General features: G+C 35.9%; 7 protein-coding genes. All 7 read right to left on the bottom strand.

Going from position 1 to position 14,802, the window contains the following annotated elements:
- Positions 1–14: 14 nt before the first annotated feature.
- Positions 15–2,786 carry a non-ribosomal peptide synthetase gene (locus tag V7K41_RS30985; RefSeq protein ID WP_334854338.1) on the bottom strand — a complete coding sequence of 924 codons (2,772 nt, stop codon included), beginning with the start codon at positions 2,784–2,786 and terminating at the stop codon, positions 15–17.
- A 144-nt stretch (positions 2,787–2,930) separates the two neighbouring features.
- On the bottom strand, positions 2,931–4,346 hold the full coding sequence (locus V7K41_RS30980; protein WP_334854337.1) for a condensation domain-containing protein: 1,416 nt from the start codon (positions 4,344–4,346) through the stop codon (positions 2,931–2,933).
- Between the two features lie 11 nt (positions 4,347–4,357).
- Complete coding sequence (locus V7K41_RS30975) at positions 4,358–10,177, bottom strand: type I polyketide synthase (RefSeq protein ID WP_334854336.1); 5,820 nt, start codon at positions 10,175–10,177, stop codon at positions 4,358–4,360.
- Positions 10,178–10,264: 87 nt separating this feature from the next.
- A complete protein-coding gene (locus V7K41_RS30970; protein WP_334854335.1) occupies positions 10,265–11,335 on the bottom strand; it encodes an HAD-IIIC family phosphatase in 1,071 nt (356 codons plus the stop codon).
- Between the two features lie 3 nt (positions 11,336–11,338).
- The gene (locus tag V7K41_RS30965; protein WP_334854334.1) at positions 11,339–12,523 is read right to left on the bottom strand and encodes an acyl-CoA dehydrogenase family protein; all 1,185 of its coding nucleotides are present in this window, start codon (positions 12,521–12,523) and stop codon (positions 11,339–11,341) included.
- Positions 12,524–12,527: 4 nt separating this feature from the next.
- Positions 12,528–13,505 carry a cupin-like domain-containing protein gene (locus V7K41_RS30960; RefSeq protein ID WP_334854333.1) on the bottom strand — a complete coding sequence of 326 codons (978 nt, stop codon included), beginning with the start codon at positions 13,503–13,505 and terminating at the stop codon, positions 12,528–12,530.
- Positions 13,506–13,888: 383 nt separating this feature from the next.
- A complete protein-coding gene (locus tag V7K41_RS30955) occupies positions 13,889–14,791 on the bottom strand; it encodes a cupin-like domain-containing protein (protein ID WP_334854332.1) in 903 nt (300 codons plus the stop codon).
- Between the last annotated feature and the right edge of the window lie 11 nt (positions 14,792–14,802).

The raw sequence follows: 14,802 nt of genomic DNA, 5'->3' as shown, positions 1-14,802 counted from the left end.
TTACCTAGAGTTATTTAAATAATTTGCTGTTTTTTTCTGACAAAACTTTGCTTTAATCTAGCTTTACCAGCTCCCAGCTTTTCACTGATTTGATTAGTTTCAGAAGCAAATACTTCATCACTATTATCTTTTTGACTGAAATAATTTGATAAGGAGCTTATAGTCGGATATTTAAAAAGGTCAGTTATAGCTAAATCCACTTTCAAAAGTTCGCGCAGTTTGCTATGTACCTGAAACACATTTAGAGAATGTCCACCAAGGTCAAAGAAATTGTCTTGGATACCTACTTTTTCAACTTTAAGTATTTTCTGCCATGTATCAACAATTAAGCGTTCTACCTCATTTCGTGGTTTAACATAAGTAGTTTCCAATTCCGGGCGAAGATTATCTGGTTTGGGCAGAGCTTTACGGTCTACTTTACCGCTAGGTGCTAGTGGTAGGCTTTCTAGGATCACAAAGGCAGAAGGTAACATGTGGTCAGGTAGCTTTTTTCTTAAGAAACCACGCAATTCACTAATAGTAGGAACTGGTTCTGTCTTCACAACTACATAAGCAACTAATTGAAGGTTATCTGGTTCCTCCCGATCGGCCACCACAATATTTTCACGTATATTTGGGTGCTGACCCAAAAATGTCTCAATTTCTCCAAGTTCAACCCGGAAGCCACGAATTTTTACCTGATGGTCAATACGTCCGAGGAATTCAATATTCCCATCAGCCAGCCATCTTCCTAAATCTCCAGTTTTATAAATTAAATCTCTGCGATTTGGTGGTAAGTTCTTCCTTGCTTCTGTAAACGGGTTCGTCACAAAGCTTAATTTGGTTTTTTCTTCATTCTTCCAGTAGCCATCGCCCACACCAATTCCCGATACGCAAATCTCTCCAGGAGCGCCAATGGGTAATAATTTCATCTCTTCATCCAGAATGTAGAGATTTAAGTTTGCTAATGGTTTACCAATTGGAACTGTGCGTTGGTTTTCATCAAAAGGCTTATCAACGATAAACTGAGTGATATCATCAGCAGCTTCAGTAGGACCGTAAGCATTAACAATTTTGATTTCTGGATAAATCTCAAGCCACTTATTTACCCAACTGACCGATACTGGTTCTCCAACAACCATCATCCATTTCAAATCTGGTAATTCTCTTTCGAGAATAGGTAGCTGTGAAGTATATTCAAGTAAGCCGCCAAATAATGCTGGTACTAATTCAACAACTGTAATTTTTGATGATTTCAGTACAAGAAATAATTGTTTAGGAATCGCAACAGTTTCAATATCTACTATTACCGTCTTCCCACCAATTAAAAGTGGTGCCAAAAACTGCCAGACAGAAATATCTGTGGAAGAAGGGGCGCTTTGGAGAAAACAAAATTCCTCTGTTAACTCCAACTCATCAAATTGGGCATAAATATGATTAACTGCACCATCATGTCTAACTATTGCTCCCTTAGGTAGTCCTGTAGAACCGGAGGTATAGAGCATGTAAGCCGGGTCAAAAGCATCATTAATATGTTCTACATTGTCATTAGGTAAGTCCCCAAAATCAAACTTTTTATATATCTTCAAGCCTGCTTGATTAGTAAATAGCTTATGATCTGGAACAATTTCATCTAAACAAATAATAGATGGTAATTGCGAACTATCTTCTACTAAATCTGTGAGTAGATGAAATAGTGAAAAATCTGTTAATATAAATTTTACTTTGCTATTAGATAGCATATATTTAATTCGATTTGGTGGATAAGTACTATCAACAGGCACATATGCACCACCTGCCTTGTATATCGCCAGGATAGCAATCAGGAAATTGATATCGCGTTCTTTAAAAATGCCTACAAATTCTCCTTTGCAAACTCCTAGTTTCCTCAATAATCCGGCTAGTTGATTAGCTTTTTCATTTAACTCTTTATATGTTAATTGTGTTTTTTTATGAATAACAGCTACATTGCTTGGAGTTTGAAATACCTGCTGTTCAAATAATTTATTTATTGTTTTATTAACTGGGTATTCTTTAGCATTGTTATTATATTGTTTCAATAACTGATGTTTATCGGTGTCTTTCAATAAAATAATATCTGATATTTTAGTGTCAACATCGTTGATAATACTTTCAATAACATTAGTATAATATCTACTCATCAATTTTATATTTTGCTCTTTAAAAAGATATTCGCTGTACTCTATATTGGCACTAATCATATCACCGTTAATTAAAAAAGAAAATGTGATGTCATTCTTCAGATGATTTAAATCATTTTTAATATGAATATTTTCTAATAGAACTACTATATCAAAAATTGGACAACGACTTGGAATTGTTGGTATTTTTAATAACTGAATTAATTCATCTAAATGATAGTTTTGATGGCTGTAAGCACCGATAATTGCATCTTGGACTTGAAACAAAAAATCCTTGAATGAAAGTTGAGGTATTACTTGAGTACGTAAGGGAATAACTTTGCTATTTACGCAACCTGTGCTAATTCTCTCATATATCGGCATTCCGATAATAACATCATTGTTTCGAGTGTATTTTGGCAGCAATATATTCAATGCAGATACAAGTATCAAGTACGTTGAAAAATCAGAACCTTTAGCTAGATTAATGATTTTTTGAGATAAATCATGTGATAATTCAAAGTTAAAAAACTTATTTCTCGTACTAGAAAGTGAAGGTCTTATATAGTCCAGAATCAGATTTGTTTCTGGGAGTTCTTTTGATAACTTATTTAGCCAATAAATTTTTTGAGAGAATAAGTTATTTTTACGTAAATCTATACTCATATTTTCCCCTTGTCACCATTACCGAGTTATAAATATTAGTATTTTAGTTTAATTTGATATTCAATCACTGACTTAAAAGAGTCTCTTATAATTAAACAACCCGGAAACAGGGTGGACAGATCAATGATTAAAGATAGAATAGTTTTAATTACATGAAGCAAAAGCCCAATTAAATGATACTTCCTTTTCTAACATTAAAGCGATCTGCTGCTGTTCTGGTGTCAGTAACGGTAAATCTTGAATTTTAAAATTAGGATTAGTTATCAACCCTTGCAGCAGCATTTCAATATCTTTGAGTATTTCAGCGATCGTAGCAGTTTCAAATCTTCTAGAATCATAGGAAATGGCTATTAATAACTCTTTATTAGGGTATACAACTAAATTTAGAGGATAGTTATTTCGGTAATACAGCTCTGTATGCTGAAATTCCATATTCCCCTTCCAATCTCGAATAAATTCACTGACTGGAAAGTTCTCAACTACCACAATACTTTCAAACAAAGTTAATTTTTGTGGAACTTCACTCCAGCGATGAATTTCTGTTAATGGAGTGTATTCATAGTCGCGTACCTCAACTAATTGCAGCTGAAAACGTTGTAGCCATGATAAAATAAGCTGTTCAGTATCTATATTGACATGGATGGGCAAGGTATTAACAAACATACCAACCATTGATTCCACACCATGCAAATCTGCGGGTCTTCCGCTAACAGTGCAGCCATACAATATATTGTTGGAACAAGTATAGCGACTGAGGAGAATTGCCCAAATACCATTGATTATGGTAGCAAAGGTGAGACGATGTTTTGTAGCAAAAAACTGTAGCGCCTGTGTACTAGTTGATGATAGCTGAATTATTTCTTCACTATACCTTATTTTCTGTATAGATGATTGGTCAATTTTTTCTATTTTTTCTATATAAGTTAAAGGAGTTGGTGCTTTGATACCCTGTAATGCTTGTCGCCAAAAAATTTTGGCTTTTGATATATCCTGTTGCTGTAACCAATCAATGTAGTCCCTAAAAGGGCGAGTAGGTGCTAAACAAATTTCTTTATTCTGACAAATCATTCCATAAGTTTCCACAAACTCTTGGAATACTAGCGAACCACCCCAACCATCGATAATGATGTGGTTAAAACTCCAAATATATAGATACTTGTTATCAGTAAAGCGAATTAAAGTATGACGCATCAAACACGGCTGGGAGAAGTCAAAACTTTTTTGGCGATCGCTGACAATAAAAGAGTCAAGTTGCACCTTTTGTTCAACTGAATTTATATTAGACCAGTCATAATAATTTAAGGGCACTTCGACTTGCTTGTAGACAATTTGTAGTGGATTCTCAATTTCTTCCCAATAAAACCCAGTCCGTAAAATGGGATGTCGAGCCATTACAAGTTGCCAAGCTTTTTCAAACGCCTCTATATTAAGATTGCCATGCACAGTAAAGATATGCTGGAAAAAATATAAGGACAATTCACTATCAAACAAACAGTGGAAAAGCATCCCCTTTTGTACAGGTGTCAGTTCGTATATATCTTCAATAGTTTTTGTGCTCATTTGGCTATTTTCTACCTCTTTTGGTTAATTTTTAATAGTAAATTATCCAATTGCTGTTGGTTCAATTTGGCTCTAGGGAAGTCAGATGGTGTATATCTTTCTGCTTCTACAGATTGACAGTCAATCATCAGAGAGCGCAGTGCTTTTATAAAATCATCAGCCAATTTCTTAATTGTTTCTCGGCGGTGAATAGCTTGACTATACTTCCAAGAGAATTGCAATTCTTTGTTAAGAACAATTGCATTAATCTCTAACAAATAAATTAGATTCTTAGATGTGCTGTAATTGATACGTTGAGATTGATTTGCTAAACCAAATAAAGACAATTCTGAAACTATTTGGTCATATTCTCCGAAGTAATTGAAACTCACTTCGGTTTTGGGAAAGCCTTGCAGTTCTGATTGCTTATCCTGCTTATTGCTTAAGTAATTTAGTACACCATAACTAATCCCACTATTGTGAATACTACGTAAATATTCTTTTATTGTTATTAATGAATCTCCTCTATCAGAAGATTTGGTAATATCCAAAATAACTGGAAAGCAAGTTGTAAATAAACCAACTGTACGAGATAAATTTACATCTTTAAAGATTGCCTTTCGACCATTACCTCTGATATCTACCCACAATCTTTGTTCTCCTGTCCATGTTGCAAAAGCTTGCACTAAAGCTGTGAGTAACACTTCATCAATTTGAGTATTATAGGCTTTGTGTATCTCTTCTAATAAAGTTTTTGTCTCTTTTTTATTGAGACAGACGGATACTATATCTACATTAACTACTGTATTGTCACCTGTTGAATAGTCAACGGGTAAGTGGCTAAATGGCTTTTGCATTTCTCCCAGCCAATAATCCCGTTCTGGGATTATTTCTGAAGATTCAGCATATTCATGTAGGTATTGTGCCCACTGCATATATGAAATAGTACAAGATGGCAAATGTATCGTCTGACCTTGAATGATTTGCTGATAAGCTGTTTGCAAGTCTTCTAGCAAAATTTGCCAAGAGACAGTATCAACTGCTAGGTGGTGAATGATAATTAGCAAGTAACTAGTTTGCTGTGGTATTAAGTCAAATAAGGCAAACCGTACAAGTGGCCCCTCAAATAAGTTCAAACTTGTTTCTAGTTCCGCAGCTACAGATTCAATAGCAAGTTTTCGTTCAATTTCTGGTAGTGCCGATAAATCTACACGTTTAAATTCAATACTACCATTAGAATTAGCATAAATTTGCTGCCAAACAGATTCTTTTTGGATAAAACGCAGGCGAAATACATCATGATGTTCAATTAAATGTTGTAAAGCCTGCTCTAATAAATTGCGATCGCACGCTTGCTGCATTTCCAGCAGTAAAGACTGGTTACAATGGTGTATATCGGGCTGATTTTGTTCAAGTAACTGATGCTGAATCGGTGTAAGATATAACTCTTTTACCTCTAAATTATCTTCGCTTTCGATAGTTTCAGTAATACACAAATTTATTGCTAAATCAGCAATTGTCTGGTAATGAAAAAACTGTTGAGATGTTAACTTTAAACCTGCTTGGTTAGCTTTGGCAGCAATTTGAATTGTGTTGATAGAATTTCCCCCCAACTCAAAAAAGTTGTCGTGGATACCTATCTTGTCAATTCCCAGAATTTCTTGCCAAATATCAGCCAGCATTTGCTCGATTTCGTTTTCGGGAGCAATGTAATCATTACCTAAATTCGGGCGAGGATGTTTTACTTTGGAAAGATTAACTGTAGATAATTTTGAATCCAAAAGCGTTAATTGTTCTTGTAAATACTGGGGAGAATTGTTTTGCTTAATTAAAGCTGGTAAATCTTGGGTTGAAACAACAATATGAGGCAGCTTACTTCCCAAAATGCGATTAAAAGCATCGACACCTTCTTGAGATAATATACCTTTTTTGATAATTTCTGCACGCTCTTGTTTAATGCTATCTGGTAATACAGTTTCTACTGCAAAGCCAACTTCTTGCCAAGTATCCCAACTGATTGATACTGTGAATCGATTGGATTTGGAAGGGTGACGGTGAGCATAAGCATCGAGAAAGGCATTAGCTGCACAATAATCTATTTGTCCAAATTCACCCAAAATAGAAGTTTTAGATGAACAAAGCACAAAGAAATCCAGATTTATATTCTTGAAAACATCTTCTAATATTAATGTGCCTTTGACTTTTGCTGCTAAGACATTGCTGGCTATATCCCGCGTCTTGAGTTGGGTAACACCACCAGCAGCAATACCAGCCGCATGGATTACACCATTAATTTGACCGAATTTTTGTAATGCTTGAGCAATTACTATCTGCATCTGTTCAGAATTAGTTACATCGGCAGTTTTAACTTCAACCTCCGCTCCCAATTGCTCAAGCGATCGCACTTTCTGTATCTTCCGACTGATAGAATCTTGGCTATCATGAGTTTCTAGCCATTGTTCCCACTCACGGCGTTCAGGTAGCCCCCCTCGTCCGACGAGGATTAACTTAGCCTTTAGTGTCTTTGCTAGATGTTCTGCTAATACTAAACCGATGCCTCCAAGTCCACCAGTAATTAAGTAAACTCCACCTTGTTTTAACTTATTTTTGCCTGCAATTTGGTCATCTAATGGGAGTGGTTCAAAGGTTTGAATCCAACGGTGAGATCCACGGTAGGCAACTATTTCATTAGTCTGTTGTAGTGTGAATTCTGCTACCAAATTATCTATGATTTTGTTAGATAAAGAAGTTTGAGCAGAATGCATGACTAAATCAACACTACTGCAATTGATATTTCGATATTCCTTGGGAATTACCTTGCATGGCCCTAATACCGTAGCCTTCTGTGGGCATAAATTTTCATCGCCGATGACATCATGTATATTACTAGTTACGACCATCAGCTTCAGGGAATCCCAAATATCTTGTTTTCCTATTGATTGTGCTAAAAATAGCAGACTATAGAAACCGAGATGCTGGTAATCTTCAAGTAATTCTAACTCTTTCTTGAGTAAAATATCATTTGGCGTAACGCTCCAAAAATGAGCGATCGCATTTGGCTTAAAATCCTGCTTTTGAAGCTCTTGAAGCAACGTATCGTAGTCATCTGGTTGTTGCGGATTGATGACATACATCCGTTCATCGAGCTTGCTATACTGTTCACCCACTCGCACGCTGATGATATCTTGACTGTGTTGTTCCAGTCGTTGGGCAAATTCAGTTCCCACTCCGTAGTTATCCAAAAAGACTAAGCAACGCAACTTTTGTTTTGTCGGTTCTTCTTGGAAAAACTCAATTGGTATGGATTGTTTCCATACTGGAATATAAAACCAGTCAGCGATATTTGGCTTTTTATCTAATGATTGCTGTGATGCTGTTTCAGAAGTAGATAAGGAGTCTAGCTCAATAGAATAACGTCGATTTTCAACGGGATGACTCGGTGAATTTTGATCTAACGATTTCTGGGAGGCTGTTGACTCAATCCAGTAACTCTGACGCTCAAAGGGATAGGTTGGTAAAGGGAGGCGATGACGGCGTTCGTTGGCGTAAATACCTGACCAATCTATCTTAATTCCCAACATCCACAGACGACCCAAGGTGTTAAGTAAAAATGCTACATCTGAATGTTGCTGGCGAGGATGAGGTATTGAGGTCAGCACTTCAGTACTTAAATCTCCATAACCAACTTCGAGTAGAATTCGCTGATTGTCTTTAAGTAACTCTGCAATTCCTTCATTAAAATGTATAGATTGCTGTATTTGTGTCCAATAGTTAGGGTTTATTGCTTCAGTTTGAGTAATCCAAGTTCCACTAACATTGGATATAAATGGAATTTTTGGAGGATTGAGTCGGACTTTTCCTAAAAACTCCGTGGAAGACTCATTCGCCACTAATGCGAGGGCATCTTCTAGAGAAAAAACTCCGGCTAAAGTAGCAGCGACATATTCACCAATACCCTGCCCAATCATTGCTTGAGGAGAAATACCCCAGGATATCCACAATTGAGCTAAAGCATATTCGATAACAAACAGGGCACTTTGAGCAAAGCAAGTTTGTTGGAATTTTTCTACTGCGATTTCCTGTTCAGATTCGCTGGGATAAATTACCGATCGCAAATCTAACTCTAGATGTGGTTTTAATATGAGGCAGCACTTTTCTACCTGCTTGCGGAACATCGGCTCAGTTTCGTAGAGTTCTTTGCCCATATCTGTATACAGCGCACCTCGTCCAGGAAAAATGAAAGCAACGGAGCGAGTTCCTGACTCTTGAAATGGAGTTATAACTCGTTTTGAGGCTGGCTGATTCAATGTCTTAATCGCATCTTGGGCATCGGAGCAAACTAATATTTGCCGATAATTAAAGTCTCTACGCCCCACTTGCAAGGTATAAGCTACATCTGCAAGGTTCAGATCGGGATGTAGCATCAAATGTTGGCTTAGATTCTGCGTGGCAGTTTCTAACGCAGACTCAGTTTTTGCAGAGAGTACTAACAATTGCCAAGGACGGGAAGCACTAGAAGCTGGAAGTGTTGGGGCTTCTTCTAGAACTATGTGGGTATTGGTTCCGCCCATTCCTAAAGAGCTAACACCGGCACGGCGGGGAGTCGAGCCTGTTTTCCATGCCGTTAACTTGGTATTGACGTAAAAAGGACTATTGGCAAAATCAATTTGAGGATTAGGCTGTTCAAAGTTTAAGCTTGGCGGAATTAGCTGATGCTTTAGAGCCAGAGCTGTTTTGATTAATCCTGCAACTCCGGCGGCGGCATCTAAATGACCAATATTCGTCTTGACTGAACCAATGGCGCAGAAATTCTTTTTCTCGGTACTGGCACAAAAAACTTTAGTCAGTGCAGCAATTTCAATTGGATCGCCCAAAGCTGTACCGCTACCGTGAGCTTCAATATAGCTGATTGTCTCCGGTTCTACCTCTGCTAACATTACGGCTTCAGCGATCGCTTCTGCTTGACCATCGACGCTAGGTGCTGTGTAGCCCACTTTCATCGAACCGTCGTTGTTAATTGCCGCACCTTTAATCACAGCATATATGCAATCGCCATCTGCGATCGCATCTCTGACTCGCTTGAGAACAACTATCCCGACACCGTTACCAACAGTTGTTCCCTGTGCTTTCGCATCAAAAGCATGACAATGACCATCAGGTGATAGTGGCCCTCCTGGTTCATACAAATAACCAGTTTTTTGCGGTAACCGGATAGAAACTCCTCCCGCCAAAGCCATATCGCATTGATAATTCTGCAAACTTTGGCACGCCAGGGTAGTAGCAACTAATGATGTAGAACAAGCTGTTTGAACAGTAATACTTGGGCCAGTTAGATTTAATTTATAAGAAACCCGCGTAGAGAGAAACCCTTTATCATTTCCAATCAACTTTTGGTATGATTGCGCTGACCCTAATTGGTCATTATTCAAATCAAAGGATAAATAATTATTTAAGCTAGCACCAGCATAAACACCAATTCTGCTTTCACACTTAGTTGAGTCGTAACCAGCATTTTCCAAAGCCGACCAAGCGCATTCCAAAAACAGGCGATGTTGAGGATCTGTTACTTCAGCCTCTTTCGGATTCAGATCAAAGAATGCAGCATCAAATAAATCAATATTTTCTAAAACGCCACCAACTTTAACATAATTACTATCATTAACAAACGCTGGAGATACACCAGCAGCTATTAACTCTTCATCTGTAAATAAAGATAAGGATTCTACGCCATCTTGCAAATTTTGCCAAAAAGATTCTATACTGATGGCTCCAGGAAAACACCCTGCCATACCAACAATAGCAATTCCTTCCATTAATTCATAAGTTGTTTCACGCTCGGTATTTTTGTTCATTTATTTTCATCTCTCTTATTTTTACTAAGTTCAAGGTTTTAAATCAATATTAATACTTGATTTACTTAACTTTTTAAGATTAGTAATTTAATTAGTTACTTGAAATTTTACATACGCAGGAACAGTCTGAATTCGAGTTAAATCATTCTCAAAAATAACTGAATTGCCATTCTTATCAATTTCTTTAAAACCTGCAAATTTATAAGATATATACATCATTCTGTTGCGATCGTTTGGTACAAACTCTGCTAGAAGACGGACATTATTGCTTTGAGCTAGACTCATGACATGATTCAACATAATTGTGCCAATTCCCCTGGACATGACGCGACAAGACATCAGCAAAAGCTTAATTATCCATGACTTAGGCTGACATTCGATTAGAACCAAGCCTATTTTCCCATAGCTTCCATACTTATCTTCCAGACTTGCAATCAGCAGTTTATGGTTTTCTGATTGACGAAAATAATTGAGTTCGTCGTAAGAGTAAGTATAACCAGTTGTGTTCAATTGGTTTGTTCTTAGTGTTAACTCTTCTGCACGCTGCAAATCTTCTTCTTGAGCAGAAGATATAGTGAAATTCATATTGAGAGTAGCTAAAAATTCATCTCCTGTACCAACAAATTCTTTTTCTGCATTTTGACGCTCAATATCACTAATATACATTAACCTTCTAATTTGTGAATCTTCCGTAATAAAACGGGGATTCATGACTGGCATATCTAAAATATTTCCTATTTCATCTGCGTTAATACACAGGATTTCTGGTAAGGTAAATTTTACTTCTTCTAGTTCAAATAATTGATCGTCGATAAATGCGATCGCATCCAGACCAATGTTAAGTAAACGAGCAACTTCTTTGAGAGAAGCAGCTTTAGAATTCCAATTTATTTGTGAATATAAAAAATACTTTTTGAAACCAAATTCTTCTAATTTAGCTATTGCTGTAGCACGATCGTTCTTACTCGCTATAGATTGTAGGATACCACGATTATCTAAAGTATGAATAATATTTACTATATTTTCTCGCAGGTAAACTTTATCATTTTCGAGCAAAACTCCGTGCCATAGGGTATTATCTAAATCCCAAACGACACACTTAATAAATTTTTTATCTTTTTGTTTGCTATTTAATTCTTGTTCTTTAGTACTAATCATATATTAAATTCTCTCGGCTAATTTTTTTTTCAAGCCAGTAGTAACAGTTGCAAAAAGATAATCTTGATGACCTGACTCGGCGATAGTAATTTCTTGAATTTGAGTACTACCTTCAATGATTTCCATAATTTTAGAGTCTCGGAGATACCTCTCAACTGGGTACTCACTACTACAACCATTGCCACCATGAATTTGTACGGCATCATTTGCTATTTTAGTAGCTACTGTGGATGCAAAGTACTTAGCAATAGAAGTTTCTGTAATCGAGTTTGGATCGTTAATATCTTTGAGATAACCAGCTTGATAACATAATAGCCTTGCTGCTTTCACATTAGTTATCATCTGAGTAATCATTTGGCGGATTAATTGATGTTCTTTAAGGTAAACGCCAAACTGTTTTCGTTCATTTGTATACTTGATACAAGCTTCTAAACAAGCTTGAGCAATACCTACACAACCCGATGCCACGCTATATCTACCATAATCAAGCGCAGTAGAGGCAATGTAGGAAAATCCAAAACCTAATTTACCTACTAAATTCTCTTGAGGAATTTGACAGTTATTAAATTGCAATTCTGCTGACATTGAAGCTCTAACACCTAAAATGCCAGACATTGCTTTGACTGAAAATCCTGGTGTATTTTTTGCAACTAAAAAAGCAGTGGGTTTTCCCTCGCATTTAGCAAAGACTAAAAAGACATCTGCTATTTGTCCATAGGTAATCCATCTCTTTTGTCCATTTAAGACATAAGCATCGCCTGCAAGCGTTGCTCTTGTTTCTACACTTTTTGCATCGCTACCTACATTAGGTTCGCTTAATGCAAAAGCAGCGATAATTTCTCCAGATGCAAATTTGGGCAGCCAATACTGTTTTTGAGATTTATTACCCCATTTACATAAAGCATGAGAAACCATGTTGTGAACTGTCAGCAAACTCCGCACAGAAGAACATCCCCGTCCAATTTCTTCGTTGAGAATACCATAGGTAATCATGTCCATTCCTTGACCACCATATTCTTGGGGTAATATGGCACCAAGAAAACCACGTTCAGCTATTTTTTTAACTAGTTCTGGCGGGGTAAATTCTTTCCTATCCCATTCGCCAGCATCAGGACATATTTCCTTATTAACAAAAGCTTTAAATTCAGCTTGATTTTCTTTTTGTTGAGCAGATAATTCTAATTTCATAAATTTACTTTATCGTTAATGGTTTACCTGCTTGAGTTTCTTTACGCCGAATATCCTCTGTAAAACTACCTGGTAAGATCAAAGATTTAAGCAGGGCAATAGAAGTCCATAGACCGTCTCGAGAAGAGATTGCATGATAGAAATAATGAGGTGCGATATTTAACATAGTTGATAGCATTTTTTTTTGCTTGAAATAATCTTTAATTTCAACATCGTAGAAAAAGGACAATGATATATTCTCTTCTAATGCTGTAACATGATGCCACCAATAAGGTGGTATGTAGAGCATTTCTCCTGCTTGAAGCACAACTTCTATTCTTTCTTGCCAAGGAAACTTCGGAAATAATTCCAAATTGGGGAGATTCGGATCTACCTTACTATAATCTGCATAGCCTTGACTATGCTCAAGTGGTGGATAGAATGACAAATAATTTGAAGGAGGAAATAAAAGTATTCTTTTTCTACCTCGAATTTGAACAAAAATATTATGAAATCCATCAAAGTGAAGGACAGTAGTTGAAGAGAATTTTTTACTAGATGAACCATGCCAAAAGCTAGCTAATGTCTTCCTGTTGAAGTATTTTGGAGAAGTTACATCTCCAACAATTTCAGGAAAACAATGTTCCAAAACTGCACTACTTAAATAACATCTTAAATCAGAATCATTTTTATTTTCATTAACTTTCTCTATATAGTCATTTATATACTCTTTGTATTTCATTTCTTTTACAGTATTAACATAACCATCATCATTAGCAAAGTTATTAGAATCATCAAAAAAATCTTTTTTGAAAAAACTTATACCAACCATGCTATTACCACAGTGTTTTATCAGATAATCATTAGACCACTTCTTGCGAGCATCCCAATGTGTAGCAACATCTTCAATTATAAAAGGCTGATATTCCTTCCACATCTCTAAAAATTGTTTTGTGCTAGGATTCTTTATTCTCAAAATTGATTCGACAGCGTGAGTTTTCATAAAAGTCTTACATCATTACTGAACTGATTTAAAGTGGAGCTTTCGCGCTTTTTTTATGGCTATTGCCATATATAATCTTAATTTTTAATTCATTTATGAATTATCAAAGCAATTTTACGTTCAATTCAATTGGCGATAGAGTTTATTGTATCGTGCAATCAGTAAAGATAGCGATCGGACAAGTTATATTGAACGATTTAATAATACAATACCGTTAAGCAATGATTTGCATGCTTAGTCTGTAAAATATTGTCGTTCTCAAAATCACTTGACAACCACATTGGGGCAGTCTGGTATTTCGTTCATCACTATAATGTTTCCCTACGACAATAAATCATTACTATGCCTCACTACCCATTTTTATACTTCTGTATAAAAAGACTTTATGAAATAATACCTTTCAATAAGTCCATAATATCCATTACAGAGCCAGAAGAGATTGCATGATTGAGATAATGAGGTGCGATGTTTAAGAAAACTGATAACATATTTTTTTGCTTGAAAAAATCTTGAATTTTAAGATCATACCAAAATGATAATGATATATTCTCATCTATTGCTGTAACATGATGCCACCAAAAAGGTGGTATATAAAGTATTTCTCCTGGTTGAAGTACAACTTCTATTCTTTCTTGCCAAGGAAATTTTGGAAATAATTCCAATTGGAGCAGATCCGGATTTACTTTGCTATTATGTCCTATGCCAGAATTCTCCTCAAGAGGTGGATAAAATGATAGATAATTTGAAGGAGGAAATAAAAGAAATCTTTTTCTCCCTCGAATTTGAGCATAAACATTATGTACTCGGTCAAAGTGAAGGGTACTAGCTGAAGTAAAATTTTTACTTGAGAAACCATGCCATAAGTTAACCCATGGCTTTCTATTTAAGTATTTTGGATAAGTAACATCTCCAACAAGTTCAGGAAAGCGATCTTCAAAATCTATCTCATTTGAATAACATCCTATATCATCATTATTATTTTCATTAACTCTATCTTCTATATCTTTTATATACTCCTTGTATTGCATCTCTTTTATATAATAAGAACCATTATCATAAGCAAACTTTTTATAATCACCCAAAAAACCTTTTTGAAAAAACCATATAGAAATCATCTTATTTCCACAGTGTTTTATCAGATAATCATTAGACCAATTATTACAAGCATCCCAATGTTCAGCAACATTTTCAATTAAAAAAGGCTGATATTGCTTCCAGATATCTAAAAACTGCTTTGTACTAGGATTATTTATTTTTAAAATTGATTCCCTAGCTTGAATTTTCATAAACACTCCAA

It is taken from the genome of Nostoc sp. (assembly GCF_036917415.1).
In the GTDB taxonomy this organism is placed as follows: Bacteria; Cyanobacteriota; Cyanobacteriia; order Cyanobacteriales; family Nostocaceae; genus Nostoc.
The sequence above is the reverse complement of the archived record's forward strand: the minus strand, read 5'-3'. Positions and strand labels throughout refer to the sequence as shown.